The 1,295-nt window shown below is 65.7% G+C and carries 1 protein-coding gene; it reads left to right on the top strand.

Annotated features, from left to right (window positions below; genetic code table 11):
- Positions 1-1,001 (top strand): biotin/lipoyl-containing protein (locus ACFOLG_RS08985; RefSeq protein ID WP_386090963.1); only part of this gene is annotated, 1,001 nt, incomplete at its 5' end.
- Between the last annotated feature and the right edge of the window lie 294 nt (positions 1,002-1,295).

The raw sequence follows: 1,295 nt of genomic DNA, 5'->3' as shown, positions 1-1,295 counted from the left end.
GCCGCAGCTACGCGCCGTTCGAAGCCGACATGCGCGCCGGCACCGCCGCGGTGTACCACCACGAAATGCCGGGCGGGCAGGTCACCAACCTGCGCGAACAGGCGCGTTCGCTGGGGCTGGAAGCGCGCTGGCCGGAGGTGGCGGCAGCCTATGCCCAGGTCAACCTGCTGTTCGGCGACATCGTCAAGGTCACCCCCACCTCCAAGGTGGTGGGCGACATGGCGCTGTTCATGGTTTCCAACGACCTCACCCCGGCACAGGTGGCCGACCCGCAACGGGCCATCGACTTCCCGGACTCGGTGGTGTCGCTGTTCAAGGGCGAGCTGGGCTACCCGGCGCACGGCTTCCCCGAGGCCTTGCAGCGCAAGGTGCTGAAAGGCGCACCCGCGCTCACCCAGCGCGCCGGCGCGCTGCTGCCGGCGGTGGACCTGGCGGCCGAGCAACAAAGGTTGGCCGCCAGCCTTGGGCGTGAATGCACGGAACAGGAACTGGCCTCGCACCTGATGTACCCCAAGGTGTTCAAGGACTTCGCCGCCCATAGCGCCCGCTTCGGTGACGTATCGATCCTGCCGACCAGCGCCTTCTTCTACGGCCTGAAGGAAGGCGAGGAAGTCTGCATCGAACTGGAACGCGGCAAGACGCTGATCGTGCAACTGCTGGGCCGCGCCGACACCGACGATGGCCACGTCAAACTGTTCTTCGAGCTGAACGGCCAGGCGCGGGTGATCAAGGTGGCCAAGGCCGGTGCCGCCGCCGCCAGCGCACAGCCCAAGGCGGAAGAGGACAACCCGCACCACGTCGGCGCGCCGATGCCGGGCATGGTCAGCACCGTACTGGTGGCGCCGGGGCAGCGGGTGCAGCAGGGCGACACCCTGCTGACCATCGAGGCGATGAAGATGGAGGTGGCGATCAAGGCGGAGCGCGATGGCGTGATCCAGCAGGTGCTGGTGGCGTCCGGCAAGCGGATTGCCAACAAGGATTTATTGGCCGTGTTTGTGTAGGTGCTTCCCTGTGGGTACTTGTGCCCTTGCCCCGCCGATTCCCCCGGCGGGGTTTTTTTATACCTGCGTACCATGCCGGCCGGCCACGCGCCCTCGCCTGGCGGCTGCCACCCGGACACGACGCAATAAGCACGTAGCTTGTCCGTTTTGTCCCATCTTTTCCGGCCGGCTTGGCCAACAATCTAGTCACATCTGGCAACAATATGGGGCGCTCCATGGCAAACCGTTACTCCTTCTGGAGCCTGCTCAAGCACGGGCTCAAACACCACGAAACCTGGCAACCGGCCTGGCGTA

It is taken from the genome of Vogesella facilis, from assembly GCF_042648525.1.
Lineage (GTDB): Bacteria > Pseudomonadota > Gammaproteobacteria > Burkholderiales > Chromobacteriaceae > Vogesella > Vogesella facilis.
This window is presented reverse-complemented; position numbering and strand designations above follow the sequence as displayed.